Origin of the sequence: Nonomuraea sp. NPDC003709 (genome assembly GCF_040610775.1) — a bacterium.
In the GTDB taxonomy this organism is placed as follows: Bacteria; Actinomycetota; Actinomycetes; order Streptosporangiales; family Streptosporangiaceae; genus Nonomuraea; species Nonomuraea angiospora_A.
The window spans coordinates 20076-33239 of record NZ_JBEXMW010000006.1; the positions used below are offsets into that span (position 1 = coordinate 20076).

Here is a 13164-nt window from a genome sequence, read left to right on the forward strand (position 1 = left end):
AGTGCCCGAGAGGACGGCGATGACAGCACAGCGGTTCGAATTGCTCCCTCAGGTCGGCACAGCGGAGGTCACTCTCGTCATCGCCGCTTTCGCGATTTTGGTGGCAGCGCTCTGCGTGGTGTATGTCGGTCGGACCCAGGCTCGGCGGCTCCAAGAGGAATTCGGCCACGCGGAGCACGTGTTCGCACGCCTGCACCGTGATCCGGACGATGAGGAGATCCGGCTGTCCGCCCGGCGCAAGTCCCGGACCGACACGGACCCGGAGATCGTACAGACCGAGGGGATGACCGCAATCTCACGGACCGCGCGGCAGGAAGCGGAGATCTACCTCCAGCACCACCTGATCGCGCTCAAGCATCACGCCGCCTACCAGCAGGCATCGCTGTGGTCAGGCCTGCTGGGATTCTCGGTCATACTCGTCGGCGGGGCACTCACCTACTTCGTCGGACTCGACGTCGGCGCGGTGACGGCGCTGGCCGGTGTCATCCCGGTCGCCGCAGGACGGCTGCTGTTCCGCCAGGCGAACGTCGTCGGCGCCCGTGCGGCGGGCAACCTGCGCGGACTCGAGGACAGCGTGCGGCGGTTCGGCGCGCTGCAGGGGGGCTGGCGGCGACCGTCAGACGCGCAACCGCATGTACGAGGTGATCGGCATGCACCTGCTCTTCCCGACCAACGAACTGGAGACGTTGTTGCAGGACCCGGTGAAGGCGGTCGAGAACGGCAAGAAGAACGGGGAGAACTGACCCTATCTTCCCCGCACCACCCGAAGGTGCTGCTCGGCGAGAGCACGATTCTTCGGGTCGATGGCGCGGTGGCTTCGTGCGTACTCGAGCATCTTCGCAGCCTCGGCGAACTGCCCGCGTTCCTCCAGCACGCCGCCGATGTTGAGCGCCGCGAGTGGGATCACCGAGGGAAACATGGTGAACTCGCTGTCGCGTAGCGCGTAGACGTCCCGGTACCTCGCCAGCGCCGCCTCGACGTCATGCCGCTTGTGCGCGATGGTGCCCAGCCAGAACGTCGCCTGCGCGCGGATGTCCAAGATATGCGACGTGGTGGCGGCGGCGAGCGCGCTCTCGGCGCCGCTCAGATCCTTCGTGTCGAACAACAGGATTCGGCCGAGGGAGAAGCCGCACATGGCGGCGAAGTCACTCCCCGGCGCCAACTCGAGGCAACGGCGGTACGCCGCGATGGCACCCTGTTGGTCTCCGAGCTCTTCGCGGCACATCCCGAGGAACGAGTACAGCGGCACCGACTCGGTCGTCTCGACGGAGTCGAGTATCTGCGTGTAGATCTTCTCCGCCTCGGCGTACTCCTTCTTCGTCTGCGCTTCGAAGCGGCGCCCCCCAGTTCGAGGCCGCCCTGGCTGCCGCCCGGGAAGTGAAGGCCCACGCCCCGCACTGCCGCGTCATCCTCACCGTCTACGAAATGAAGCGCCTGGGCCGTGACGCCGCCGAGCTCACGGCCCTCGCCGACCACCTCACCGCGCACGGCCTGGTCCTCGAGATGCTCGCCGGACCGCTCGCCGGGACCTACGACCCGTCAGGGCCGGTCCGGATACTGTTCGCGTTCTTCGCCGCGATGGCCGAGACCGAACGCGAGAACATCCGCGAGGCGACCCTGGAAGGGCTGGACGCCGCCGCCCGCAAAGGCAACCACGGCGGCCGCCGCCCCGTCATGACCGACGACATGCTCCACACCGTCCTGCGCCGCAAAGCGGCCGGGGAGAAGGTGGAGGACATCCGGAAGGACCTGATCATCCCCTCGGGGAAGAACAAGGGCCAGAACCCCTCGCTGGCCAGCGTCTACCGGGCGCTCGCCGAGCATGTGAAGGCCAGCGCCTACCCCGAAGCGATCGAGCAAGCACACGCCGACTTCGCGGCGGCCCTGCCGTAGGGTCCGCAGTCCTCGCGGCCAGAGAACCCGCTACAGGCGCACCAGGTAACCGGGGTCGGCATCCCCGCTCATCTGCTCGACTCCGGTTCCTGGGGAGACTCACAGGGTCGCGGGAGTGGCACCAGCCGGAATCCGGCCGTAGGTGGGCAGATCGTGTTCGGGGGCCCGCTGGTGGTCGCCGCTTACGGAGGATCTGGGCGCGAAGCCGTTTGTTCGTCGCCGTTGTTGTGGGTGCGTTGAGTGATGGTGCGTTCGAGGCCGTCGAGGAGGGCGAGGAGGCCGAATTCCCGGGTGGTGGTGGTTGAGGGGATGGCCACGGTGGTGGCAAGCAGCGGGAAGCGGCTGGCGTTGAGGAGTAGCAGGTCGCGCATGATGGGGGCGGCGCTGCCGTCCGTCCAGGTCTGAGTGCCTTGGGTGGCGGCCGGGTGGGTGGCGCGGATGTGGTGGGACACCATCATGACCGCGTCGAGCCGTTCGCGTTCGGTCAGGGGGGTGTCGGTGAGGGCGCTGAGGGCTGTTTCGGGCCATGCGGTCTCACGTGGGCCCATGACGCGGTCGCCCACGGTGACCGACGGCAGCCAGGGGTGGCGCCGCCAGGCGGTGGACAGTCCGCGGGCGTACTCCTCCAGCTTGGCCCGCCAGCCGGCCGCCCCGCTCAGGTCGGGGGGTGTGCCGACCGCCGCCTCGATCATGATGGCCATCAGCTCTGTCTTGCCGTTGACGTAGCGGTACAGGGCCATCTTGGTGAGGCCGAGCTCGGCGGCGATGCGGTGCATGGAGACCGCCTCCAGGCCCTCGGTATCGGCGACCTTGACGGCGGTGTCGGCCAGCCGGGCGAGGTCGAAGGCGGGCCTGGGGCCTCTGATGCGCGGCTTCCGCAGGCCCCACAACAGTTCCGCCAGTGTCCTCGGATCTTCGTTGACCGCCACGTCGCCTCCCGCTTGCCATCCGCCAAAACTGTCTCTACCGTACACAGTGTTCTGGGGACACAGTTAATCTCCGGACCCGGGAGCAGGCGGTGGCCGAGAGGCCACGCCGTGAAACAAGGAGTGGGCCATGTCCAAATCAGTGCTCGACATGTCGATGTCCCTCGACGGGTACATCGCCGATCCCAACGACTTCCTCGGCGGCAACGATGGCGAGCGGTTACACAAGTGGGCTGACTCGGACCAGCATCCCGGGCCGGTCAAGCAGTTCCAAGACGAATGGAACGGAGCTGGTGCGATCCTCGCGGGACGGCGGACCGCTGAGCTCATGGACCACTGGGGCGGCTCTCACGGCGGTCTCCCGATCTTCGTCCCCAGCCACCGGCCGCCCGGCCCGGCCGCCAGGTGGGGCTATCCGCTGGTGACCTACGTGAACGACGGGATCGAAAGCGCGATGGCGCAGGCGAAGGCCGCCGCCGGGGAACGGGACGTCCAGATTCGCGGCGGCGCGTACACGGTGCAGCAGGCCCTCGAGGCCGGAGTGCTGGATGAAGTGCAGATCCACCACATTCCAGTACTCCTGGGCGCAGGGCGCCGGTTGTTCGACGTCCTGCCGTCGGAGATCGAGTTGGAGATCGTTCAGGTGCTCGACACGCCCGAGGCCACCCACATCCGCTACCGCGTCCGCCGCTGAGCCGATCGGCCACGGACCGGGCTGGGCGTTACTGCCCAGGGGACGTTGAGGTTGGTTTCGGTCATGATGGAAGAGTGACTGCTTTGCCTGGTGATCGATTCCGTGATCCGAAGGTGTGGATCACGGCATTCGCGGACGAAGCCTTGGTGCGATGCCCGCGCTGCGCTGGTGCGCCGTGGTGCTCGCTCAACTGGGCGATCCTGTGCATCGGCGCGTACCCTGACGTGGGGGACGATTCGAAACGCTGAGGCGGTTGCGCTGCTCAGGTTGTGCGCTGGCCAAGGACGAGTTCCAGTCGTCTTCGATGTTCGGCGTGGCCACGGCGGTCGACCCGTACTTTGGGTTGCCCTTGTGGCTCCAGGCCGGGTTTCGCGGTCACCTCTTGTGGGCGTACAACCTCCGGCACCTTGATCTGTTGGAGGGCTATGTGGCAGCACGCCTGAGAGAGCGTCACGAACGTCCTCTCACCACAGGCTCCATGACCATGATCGCCCGGCTTCCCGTCTGGATGAAGGCGGCAAAGAACCGGGACGAGGTCTTGCGAACGATCGGCCGCATGAGGGCCTCAGCGCCCGCCACGGCCTGACCCAGGCCTGTTCGCCCCATCGCCTCTGATGCCGCTGGAGCAAGCGGGAGGAAGCCAGCGCCTGGCTGGCCGGCCACCTGCGGCGCCGTAGCGCGATCGCGTCCGGGGTGAACGAGCTCGCCCACGGCTTCGTCGTCAACCAGACCGGCCCCGGCGCGGGCGAGGCGCTCGACGCTGACGGCCAGTGTGGCCCTGATCGAGTCGTGCTCACCCGCGTCCCAGGCGGGCATGCTGTAGCCGAAGGCGATGTAGTCGAGGGTCACTGGGATATTCGTGCCGGCCCACCCGGCGAAAACCCTCCTGGCAGTAGGCGAGGAAGCACAGGGCCGCGCCTTCGGTGCTGTGGGCGAGGATGCCGAGATGGCGCATGATGATCGCTCCTTCGGCGACGGCTGTCGCTACGACCGCCGTGGAGCGATTCGCGGAAACCGTGAAACTGGACGGTATTGGGCGGCAACTTGCTACTAATCGTTTATCGAGCCACTGGCTATTGAATCACCGCAGCATTTGCGCTCAAGCAGCGAGAGGAAATAGTCATGTTATCAAGCGAACAACGACCCGACGACCAGCCGGCGTTATCCGACGACGGCAACGGAGACGGACGATCTCCGGCGGACGTCGTCATACCGGAGCTCTCTCGCCGGGCCTTCCTGGGGACCAGCCTCGGCGCCATGGCGCTGAGCTCACTGCCCTGGGCCGGCGGGCCCATCCCGCCGTCATGGCACTGGGGTGCTCGCGGCAAGCCCGGCCCTGGGGTGACGTACGGGATCGGTGCGGTGGCGGTCCAGGACAGGACAGTCTCGATGGCCTCCCGTCCTTTCCTCTTCGTGCGAGCGGATGACAGTCATCTGTGGATTCTCTGGAAAAACCCCGCTGACATCTGGGAATGGGTCGACCAAGGGGGAAAGGTCGACCGACCCGTTGGTGTCATCGCCCTCGACGACCATCCGAATGGGAATCGACCCTACGCGTTCGTCGTGCGAGATAGACATCTCTGGATGCGCTGGTGGAACGGCATAACTTGGATCTGGTCCGATCAGGGGCAGCCGGCGAGCGTCGACGTTCTCAATGGCCTCGGCGCGGTGACGGTCGCGCTGAAGCCGACGCTGGATCTCGCCCCCTTCGCCGTCGTAACCGGCAGCGACGGCAATGCGTGGGTGAACTGGTGGAACGTGTTGTCCTTGTCCTGGAACTGGTACAACATGGGTTCGCCCGGCGTCGCGATCGGCTCCTCGATGGGAGTTCTCGCCGTCCCGGACGAGAGAACCGGCGAGCAGAGCCTGCAGGTCTATGTGTGGGACGGCGGCAGGCAACTGTGGCTCGGTGTCACGGACATGGTGTCCACGCGATGGACCGCCCTTGGTGGGCCTCGCTACCCCGCGGCGATCAGTGGATCGGCCAGTGCGGCGATCATCATAAGCGCCTCGGAGTGGCCCCCGCAGCCCTGCTGCTTCGTTCTGAGCGCATCAACCGGCGACCTCTGGGCCTGTCAGGACGGCACCTGGCTCAACATGGGCGCCCCGCCGAGTGACCACCACGCCAAAACCGGTTTGGGTGCGAGAAGCGTCCTGGACATGAACAACGGCTCCCAATACGCACTGGTCTTCGTGACCGACGGCAACAACTCCGTCTGGGCCTGTCGGTGGGACGGCACCAATCCGGTCTGGGAGGATCACGGGAATCCGACTGGCCATACCATCGACGCGGGCGTCGGCATCACCAACACACAGACCTCGCCTGCGGCAGCTTGGCTGCCCCATGCCTTCATGCGAACCACCGACGGGCTCGTCTACGAGAACTGGGAGCAGTAAGCCCGGGCATCGTCCAGCGTCGGCGCGCCTCCCGCGGCCGCTCGCGCTGAGCAGGGCGGCGGCGGCCCTGTCGGCGAGCTCCGCCGGTGGCCCGGCAACCTGATCACGTGGTTTCGAGCATGGCGGTGATCCGCCGGCATCGGCCTGGAATTCCTCACCGGCGAACTGCAGGGCAGCCACGACCCGTCCGGCGTCGTGTTCACCGTGCTGGCCGCGCTGTCGGGGATGGAACGCGAGTGCATCCGCGACCGCACCCTGGAAGGCCACGAATCCGCCCGCAGCCGCGGCAAGACCATCGGCGGCGCCACCGTCACCGACGACGCCATGCTCTCCATGGCCCTGCACCTGCGTCAGCAGAACCTCAGTCTCCGCGACATCGCCGCGCGGCTCGTCATCACCAAGGGCAAGAAGAAGGGTCGGCACCCGGCCCCGGCCACCGTGCTACGGATGCTGCGCGAACACGACGAAACCCACCCCGACGTTGGCCTCGGGCTGACCCGCCGGTCACCTGGCGTAAGGGAGAAGATCGGGTGAGGCTACGCCCCGGCGGCGTCGCCGAGTTCGCCGCGCCAGGAGTGGGCGGGCTCGAACCCAAGGACGGAGCGGGCCTTCTCGATCGAAAGCAGGGTGCCGTACTCGTCCACGTCACGCAGCTCGACGCCGGGGAAGACCGCCTTCATCAGCTCGGCCGAGGGCCGGTTCATGATCGTGTCCGCCGCCGCGATGATGAAACTCTCCGCGCCGGTGACCGGCGCGTCCAGGGCGAGCCGGCAGGCCAGCGCCACGTCACGCACGTCGATATAGCCCCACAGGTTCCACCTGCGCGACTCCGGGTTCTCCCAGAACGACGGCACACGCTCGTACTCGTGCGGCTCGAAGATATTCGAAAAACGCAATGCCACGAACGGGATCCCCGACCACTCCGAGACGTGCGCCGCGGTCGTCTCGCCGACCACCTTCGACAGGGCGTACGTCGAGGTGGGCAGCGGATAGTGCGCCTCGTCCACGGGGGCGTACCTCGGCGGCACGTCGAACGGCAGCCCCAACGTCGTCTCGCTCGACGCCCACACCACCCGTCGCAGCCCCTGCTGGGCGGCGGCGAGGAAGACGTTGGCGTTCATCGCGGTGTTGTCGGTGTACGTCACAGCGGGGGTGCGCAGCCCCGGAGCGGGGATGTTGGCCAGGTGGACCACGGCCTCCACGCCCTGCAAGACCTCGACGGTCTGGCCGTAGTCGGTGAGATCGGCCTGGAGCACCGGAACGGTCGTCCGGTGCGACACCATGTCGGTGGCCACGACCTCGTGGCCGTGATCCAGAAGGTCGGCGACAACGGCCCGACCGGCCTTACCGGCTGCGCCCGTTACACATATCTTGGTCATGCCCCCAGCCTTCCACTCTGGAGTGAACTCCAGGCCAGCGCGGGTCGCGCGAGGCCCGTCACGGCGGGCGCCAGAAGGAGAGGCGCGGCGGGACGGCCCATGCCGCTGGACTGGACACGACGACTGGCCCGGCCTCGGAACTTTGCTGGTGAGGTCGCGTATTCAGCTGTCGCGGGTTCTCGATGCAGAGGGGCGCGGCAGTAACTGACCGTGATCTCCAGCGGCAAACCGGCTTCATGCGCCTACATCATCAACACGGCGGAAGGCCGCGCGGTAGTCCCTCGGGCGTCGTCCAGTGTGTTTGGCGAAGAGGGCGGCGAACGTGCTGGGGTCCCTGTATCCGACCGCAGCGGAGATGCTGCCGATGGTTCGGTTCGTGGCCTCAAGGAGGTGGCGGGCGCGACGGACACGCGACGATTGCAGGTACTCCAGCGGGCTCTGGCCGGTCTCATCCGCGAAGCGCCGCAGCAGCGTCCGGGTGCTGACCTTGAACGTGTCCGACAACGCGGCGAGGTCGTATCGGGTGGCAAGGTTTTGGTCGAGCCATCGCATGACCTTGTGGGAGAACGCGTTTCCGGGCTGCGGAAGACATTGCGCGTCAACGTATGGGGTCTGGGACGATCGCGCATCGTCGACGAGCGCCACCCGCGCGGTTGTCCGTGCCACGCCGGCACCACTGTGTTGACGGATCAGATCCAGCGCGAAGTCGTACATGGCGCTGAAGGCCGCCGTTGTCGTCACCCCGGTGTCGGTGACGACCAGACGCTCAGGCCGGACGTCAGCGTCCGGATAGCGTCGAGCCAGTTCGTCCGCGAGGAGCCAGGCTGTCGTAGCACGGCGTCGGTTGAGGAGTCCAGCCTCGGCGAGCAGGAACGCACCGACACAGATCGAGACGACGACAGTGCCCGCAGCAGCGTGTGAACGGATCGCCGCAATTTCAGGGGCGAGGGGTGCGAGCTTCGCGTCCACGTCGAGGCCTGGCACGAGCTCGAACCCTGGCACAACAAGGACATCCACCTCGCGCAGCGGAGAGACGTCCAACACCGCACCACCCGATGCCGCGACACGACGACGAGGCGAAACGATCGACACCTCGTATCCGGAGCCGTCCGGACCGGCAACGTGCGTGGCCATCGTCAAGAGATCGGGTACGCCGTATACCTCGGACGCGAAGCAGCCTGGATAGGCCAGGACCCCAACCCGCAGCGCGCTCACGCTCGCCTCCTCACCATCAGCCTATGGCGAAATTACCCGCATACATGGCGATGTCGCCTCTCGCCCTCGCGGGGGCATCGGTCCACGCTGTCACCATGAGCGCTGCCAGCGGACGACTTGACGACATGATCACGGACTTCTCCCGCCGACTCGTGGATGTGGAGGGGGTGGTGAAGACGGTGTACGCCGCGGGTTCCGGGCCGGCCGTCGTGTTGATGCCGGAGATGCCCGGCATCAGTCCTGATGTCCTTCGACTGGCGCGGTGGGTGCGAGATGCGGGCTTCACCGTCTATGTCCCCTCACTCTTCGGGATCGACGGTGCCTATCCCACGGTAGAGGGTGGTACGGAGGTCGTCCGTCGCGCGTGTGTCAGTGCCGAGTTCCGCGCGTTCGCCGGGGGCGGCACCAGCCCGGTCACGGCATGGCTACGTGGGCTGGCGCGCCAAGCCCATGCCGAATGCGGCGGTCCGGGAGTCGGCGCGATCGGATTGTGCTTCACCGGCAACTTCGCTCTCACCATGGCGCTTGAGCCGGCTGTCATCGCGCCAGTGGTCAACCACCCGTCGCTGCCGCTTGACGACCCTGTCGGACTCGAGATCAGTGACGAGGACGCGCGCGCAGTCCGAGACCGCATCGCGCGCGAGGGACTGAAGGTCCTTGCCTACCGCTTCGACGACGACCGCTGGTGCACCGGCCAGCGCTTCGCCGCCTACCAGGCGCTCCTCGGCGACGCCTTCGACGGCCGTGTTCTTCCGGGCAGTTCCGCGAACACCAGCCCGCCACCGTTCTTCGGCGACGTGGTCGGGTCCCCCCACAGCGTGGTCACCGCCCACCTCGTCGACGAAGACGGACATCCCACGCTGAAGGCCAGGGACGAGATCATCGTCTTCCTGACCGACCGCTTGAGCCCGTTCGGACATTCCGAGACGACATACGGCTGAGCGGCACACCCGCCTGGGCGGCAGGGACCAGCAATGAAACAACCAATAGCGGTAAGCGGCTCTGAGCCTGGTCAAGGGCCGGGGCATGAGGGAACATCGGGACCGGATCGTGCTAAGCCCTGCTCACAGCAGGGGAGCTTCGAGAGTCGAGGAGCTACCGCAGAACCTGCGCCTGAGGCTCGACCTGATGCGCAAGGCGTACGAGGCAGGCCGAGCGGCGGGCGGTGAGGCCGGATGAGCTCTTGCCGACAGATGCGCGCTCCACGTCCGGCATAACTTCGCCCGTAATGCCGTCCCTGGCGCAACTCCCATCACGCACGAGGGCGCAGCGCCGCCCTGCTGAAAACTGCCGCGCCGACCGCGACCCTAACGATGTGGCGACGCCGGCTCACCGGCGGTCACGTGAGGGGCGCGGCCTGCGTCACGCGTGGTGCTTTGCCGGCCTGCGCAGCGGCCCGGTTGTGGAGGTTCTTGCGGACTTCGGCGCCGGGCCAGGTGCTCATGTGGTGGGGCTCGCCGCCTTCGATGGCCAGAGCGAGCGCGTACTGCAGGCGGGTGCTGTCACCGGCAGGGGGAACGGTGCTGCGCTGGTCATACCCGGTGGCCGGGACGTCCCACACCAGGATGCGCCAGGCGGTGTCGTCGTCATCGTCGAGCAGGAAGTAGTCAACCGCCGTGAGTGCATGTGCAACCAGGTCGTCCAGGTAGGTGCGGAAGGTGGCGCGGCCGAAGACCCGCGGGCTGCCCACGGCGTCGTCGACCACCCCGCGCCCGATCACCGGGTGATCCCTGTCGCCGAAGTTCGTCATCCACGACCAGGACGTGTCGCGGGTGCTTCGCGTCTGGATCACGAACGCATATTGGTGGGCGCCGCTGGAGCTCATTCTCCGATGATGCGTGCCCGACGGGAGACGCGTCTGTGGAACGCGGGCATTGGCCCGTGCAGTGGCTGAGGCCGCCCGGGACGGGCTGGTAGGCGCCACGATCGGCGGTGGCCGTCCGGCAGCAGAACCCACGAGGGCAGCGAGGTTACCAGCCGGATTACACGCACAGATCGCCGAAGTGGATCATGCCGCAGAAGGTGGGTGCTGCTGCGCATGGCCGCGCATCAGCCGGATGGTTCGTTGTGGATTCGTGCGGGCAACGGATGGGAATGTCCCGGCGGATTGGGCATACGACAGGCGGCCCCGCGAAGACGTGTAGATGAGGCGGATGAACATCATGGCAACCGACTACGACAGCCCCCGTAAGACCGACGACGACGCGAGGGAGGAGAGTCTTCAGGAATTCCAGGCACGTCGCGCCGACGCCTCGTCCGACAGCATCGACGTCGACGAGACCGAACTGGCCGACTTGGTCGAACTGCCTGGCGCGGATCTGTCGGACGAGGAGCTATCCGTGCGGGTGATTCCACCTCAGGCGGACGAGTTCACCTGCTCGCGCTGCTTTCTGGTGCACCACCATAGCCAGCGCGCCTCTGAGCGGGACGATCAGCCGATCTGCCTGGAGTGCGCCGCCTGAGCGGGACGACGATCAAGGCAACGAAGTACGCTACCGATCACCGGCCCCAAACTGGCGACGCTTTGCCAAAGAGCAAGCAACTCCTTCTGCGCGTCCGGGTCCGCGCTCGCCCACCAGCTCTCCACGCTCGTCGTGTCCGGCGGCACGAGCTCGGCTCCACGGCGATGCGCAAGCGCCAGCAGCAGAGCGGGCGCGGCGCGGTCCGCAGCTGCTCCACCACAGCCGGCACCAGCACGCGCGCCGCGATGCGCACCAGGCCGCAGCCGTCGTCCGGACAAGCGAAGGTGATGACGCCGACGGTCATGTCGGGGGTCAGGTCGCCACCGCAGCCGCCGCACGTCACCAGTCCTGCGAGGACCAGGTCGGCACGCCAGCCGTACTCGAACGCCGTCTCCTCGCGGCCGGGGAGCGCGGCGATCATCACGGCGGCCTGCTCGGCGGTCAGTCGCCCGGGGTCTGATCGGCCATGGTGACTCCTGTGGCCGATATGATCGCCCGCTCCGTTGAGCGGGCGCCTGCCTGCGACGACGGCCAGGCCTCGGGATGGTCCTTCATGATCCCTGGCGACACCGTGGTGCGGCTGGGTGGCACCGCCAAGGCGCGCGCGGCGGCTCGAACCGCCGCCCAGCGGTTGGGCTGGAGCGTGCTGACCCACGTGTATCCGATCATGCCCGGTGAGCCCGCGCAGGCGGTTGGCGTGATCAGCGAACGGCGCAGCCCGCAGAAGCGGCCCGCCGCTCCATCCGTCATGCCCGCACGTCCGTCCAGCGCGCTGGGCGAGCCGTCGTGCGGTTGCACCCGTGGTCCGTGCGAAGCTGCTGCCGGCTTCCGCCTGGGCCATCTGCCCGTTCGGGACGGTGACAACCTCGCCGGGGAGCATGGGGCCATCACACTGGCCACTGACCTGCGGACCTTGCCTGCCCGGATGCGTAGCGTCCACAACGCATCCGCTCTGTTCGCTCCGACCCGCCCTGCGGACCACTTCGCCGACCCGAGCCACTACCTTGACGTGGAACTACTGCGCATGGGCGCCCCCTTGGGGCCTTTGGCGGACGTGCACGTGTACTGCACCGACCCGTACGGCCGCTACCCCGGGCAAGGCCCATGGACTGGGGCGCCAGCACGCCCGCCGGGATCGGGCCCCGGCACATCGTGCTCCCCCTTGGCGAGTTCCTCCCGGTTCTGCCCACCGGCGACCTGGCGATGTTCGAGCCGGACTGGAGAACCGACCGGTGGTGTATCGGCTGCGGCGGCTACGCCATCAGGCGGCTGGGACCCAGCCAATGCGCCTTTTACCAGGATCTGGTGCGACGCGCCAGTACGGGTGGATGATGGGCACTTCAGCTGCATCGTCCCGGCGGAACCGCTGAAACGAGTTCTCAAGGCACCGTTCGCCGTCACGGTAGGCCAGACGCCAGCCTTGTTGATGCGGCCGGACCCCCTCTGCCGCGTACCGTCACCGCCGGGCCGGGCTCCGACCCGGTAACGAGACTAGGCTCCGACGTATTGGTATGTAGCCGCGAAGGGATCCGATCATCAGCAGCGACTCTGTCTCTCCGCGGGAGGACCGGTCAAAACCGGTGCGCCGCCGAGTCACCGAAGCAGCCGTTCTGAGCGCCCATGCCCAGAGCCCGGCCGACGTCGCCCAGTGGACCTGCCGGCATGGTCAGCATGCCAGGCACGGCTGCGTCGCCTGCTATCACGCCTGTGCCGACGTCGATCCTGCACAGCCGCTATGGGAGGTCGCGGCGTGGTTCACCACCGAGCGGCCGATCCCCATCAGGGCGCTGCAGGACGTGCACCGCCACGACCGCGGCCTCACTCTCACCCAGCCGTCGACGCCCCTTGTCTACCTTCTGAGCGCACGTGTCAGAGCAGCCCTGGGCTCGGAGGCGGTGGCGGGAGTGGTGGGGTTTCTGGTGCAGAACCGGCATATCGTCGACGAGTTCACCGTGACGGAGATCCGCGCCGCCCACTCCTGAACTTGCCGTCCTGGGACGGACCCCTGACTCTGGAGCCCCTGCGCGAGGAACCGTATCCAGCGTCCCTTGCGCTCCAGGCGGGGTAGCGGGCGGGCCTGCCCCGATGCGGGCGCGCACGAAGAATGCAGGCACCGTTTAGGGCTGGGGCGGCATCGTGATCGGTTCGTTCGGGCAGCCAGCGGCGGCTGCGGCGAGCGCGTCCTTCTCGGCAGGGTC

The 13164-nt window shown here is 67.4% G+C and carries 14 protein-coding genes and 2 pseudogenes; 8 read left to right on the plus strand and 8 right to left on the minus strand.

The window, feature by feature from the left end:
- Nucleotides 1-19 precede the first annotated feature (19 nt).
- Nucleotides 20-940: a hypothetical protein gene (locus ABZX61_RS19260; RefSeq protein WP_355196179.1), complete on the plus strand. Its 921-nt coding sequence runs from the start codon at nt 20-22 to the stop codon at nt 938-940.
- Nucleotides 941-1159: 219 nt separating this feature from the next.
- Here the strand turns inward: ABZX61_RS19260 and ABZX61_RS19265 are convergent.
- A pseudogene (locus ABZX61_RS19265) lies at nt 1160-1303 on the minus strand (hypothetical protein); the annotation flags it as partial.
- A 32-nt stretch (nt 1304-1335) separates the two neighbouring features.
- On the opposite strand from ABZX61_RS19265, the pseudogene ABZX61_RS19270 reads away from it, so the two are divergent.
- A pseudogene (locus ABZX61_RS19270) lies at nt 1336-1893 on the plus strand (recombinase family protein); the annotation flags it as partial.
- A 182-nt stretch (nt 1894-2075) separates the two neighbouring features.
- On the opposite strand, the gene ABZX61_RS19275 reads toward ABZX61_RS19270, so the two are convergent.
- Nucleotides 2076-2822: a TetR/AcrR family transcriptional regulator gene (locus ABZX61_RS19275; RefSeq protein ID WP_355196181.1), complete on the minus strand. Its 747-nt coding sequence runs from the start codon at nt 2820-2822 to the stop codon at nt 2076-2078.
- A 127-nt stretch (nt 2823-2949) separates the two neighbouring features.
- Between ABZX61_RS19275 and ABZX61_RS19280 the strand changes: the two genes are divergently transcribed.
- Nucleotides 2950-3513: a dihydrofolate reductase family protein gene (locus ABZX61_RS19280; protein ID WP_355196183.1), complete on the plus strand. Its 564-nt coding sequence runs from the start codon at nt 2950-2952 to the stop codon at nt 3511-3513.
- A 450-nt stretch (nt 3514-3963) separates the two neighbouring features.
- On the opposite strand, the gene ABZX61_RS19285 is transcribed toward ABZX61_RS19280, so the two are convergent.
- Nucleotides 3964-4362 carry a hypothetical protein gene (locus ABZX61_RS19285; RefSeq protein WP_355196185.1) on the minus strand — a complete coding sequence of 133 codons (399 nt, stop codon included), beginning with the start codon at nt 4360-4362 and terminating at the stop codon, nt 3964-3966.
- A gap of 408 nt (nt 4363-4770) precedes the next feature.
- On the opposite strand from ABZX61_RS19285, the gene ABZX61_RS19290 reads away from it, so the two are divergent.
- Nucleotides 4771-5910 (plus strand): hypothetical protein, encoded by a 1140-nt coding sequence (locus ABZX61_RS19290; protein WP_355196187.1) that lies wholly within the window; start codon nt 4771-4773, stop codon nt 5908-5910.
- Nucleotides 5911-6054: 144 nt separating this feature from the next.
- On the plus strand, nt 6055-6444 hold the full coding sequence (locus ABZX61_RS19295) for a hypothetical protein (RefSeq protein ID WP_355197056.1): 390 nt from the start codon (nt 6055-6057) through the stop codon (nt 6442-6444).
- Between the two features lie 2 nt (nt 6445-6446).
- Here the strand turns inward: ABZX61_RS19295 and ABZX61_RS19300 are convergent, their stop codons facing one another.
- Both ABZX61_RS19300 and ABZX61_RS19305 read right to left on the minus strand, forming a co-directional pair.
- Nucleotides 6447-7289, minus strand: a complete 843-nt coding sequence (locus tag ABZX61_RS19300; protein ID WP_355196189.1) for an NAD(P)-dependent oxidoreductase — start codon at nt 7287-7289, stop codon at nt 6447-6449.
- A 234-nt stretch (nt 7290-7523) separates the two neighbouring features.
- The gene (locus ABZX61_RS19305) at nt 7524-8504 is read right to left on the minus strand and encodes a helix-turn-helix domain-containing protein (RefSeq protein WP_355196191.1); all 981 of its coding nucleotides are present in this window, start codon (nt 8502-8504) and stop codon (nt 7524-7526) included.
- A gap of 23 nt (nt 8505-8527) precedes the next feature.
- On the opposite strand from ABZX61_RS19305, the gene ABZX61_RS19310 reads away from it, so the two are divergent.
- Complete coding sequence (locus ABZX61_RS19310; RefSeq protein ID WP_355196193.1) at nt 8528-9445, plus strand: dienelactone hydrolase family protein; 918 nt, start codon at nt 8528-8530, stop codon at nt 9443-9445.
- 398 nt (nt 9446-9843) lie between these two features.
- Here the strand turns inward: ABZX61_RS19310 and ABZX61_RS19315 are convergent, their stop codons facing one another.
- On the minus strand, nt 9844-10296 hold the full coding sequence (locus ABZX61_RS19315) for a hypothetical protein (RefSeq protein WP_355196195.1): 453 nt from the start codon (nt 10294-10296) through the stop codon (nt 9844-9846).
- A 370-nt stretch (nt 10297-10666) separates the two neighbouring features.
- Between ABZX61_RS19315 and ABZX61_RS19320 the strand changes: the two genes are divergently transcribed.
- Entirely contained in the window at nt 10667-10966 is a 300-nt protein-coding gene (locus ABZX61_RS19320; RefSeq protein WP_355197058.1) for a DUF4193 domain-containing protein, read from the plus strand.
- Nucleotides 10967-11003: 37 nt separating this feature from the next.
- Here ABZX61_RS19320 and ABZX61_RS19325 read toward each other — a convergent pair whose 3' ends face one another.
- Entirely contained in the window at nt 11004-11390 is a 387-nt protein-coding gene (locus ABZX61_RS19325) for a hypothetical protein (RefSeq protein ID WP_355196196.1), read from the minus strand.
- A gap of 17 nt (nt 11391-11407) precedes the next feature.
- Complete coding sequence (locus ABZX61_RS19330; RefSeq protein ID WP_355196198.1) at nt 11408-11716, minus strand: hypothetical protein; 309 nt, start codon at nt 11714-11716, stop codon at nt 11408-11410.
- An 830-nt stretch (nt 11717-12546) separates the two neighbouring features.
- Between ABZX61_RS19330 and ABZX61_RS19335 the strand changes: the two genes are divergently transcribed.
- On the plus strand, nt 12547-12948 hold the full coding sequence (locus ABZX61_RS19335) for a hypothetical protein (protein WP_355196200.1): 402 nt from the start codon (nt 12547-12549) through the stop codon (nt 12946-12948).
- Nucleotides 12949-13164: the final 216 nt, after the last annotated feature.